General features: G+C 53.0%; 1 protein-coding gene. It reads right to left on the reverse strand.

The window, feature by feature from the left end:
* Positions 1-525, reverse strand: a 525-nt coding sequence (locus R7190_RS30525; RefSeq protein ID WP_318138298.1) for a thiamine pyrophosphate-dependent enzyme, incomplete at both ends; no start/stop codon positions are given.

The following is a 525-nucleotide window of genomic DNA, read 5'->3' on the forward strand; positions in this document are numbered from 1 at the left end:
GGGCTCGAATTGCCATGCGGTTTGCACGTCATCTGCATTACGATAACGCGTCGCATCGTCGGCGGTGGTGTGGTCACTTAGGCGATAACTTACCGCTTCGATCAGTGTCGCCCCTTTGCCTTTTCGTGCTCGCTCTAATGCGGTCATGGTGGCGTCATACATAGCAACAACATCGTTGCCATCGACGGTAATCCCTGGAATGCCAGCACCTTTTGCTTTTTCAGAAAGAAACTCCGCCGCGCATTGCAAACTGCGTGGTACAGAAATCGCCCACTGGTTGTTATTCACCACAAAAACCAACGGAATGTTCCATGTCCCTGCGCAGTTGATGGATTCGAGAAAGTCTCCTTTGGATGTCCCACCGTCACCACACATGACCAGTGCCGCTTCGTGGTTGCCTTGAATTTTCAACGCAGAAGCAACGCCGACCGCATGTGTACATTGTGTTGCGATTGGGACACAAAATGGCAAGTCTCGGCTTGGGATAGGGCTGCCTTCTGGCGCGAAGTCACTGCCGCGCTCATC

The organism is Vibrio sp. 1078-1 (genome assembly GCF_033340475.1).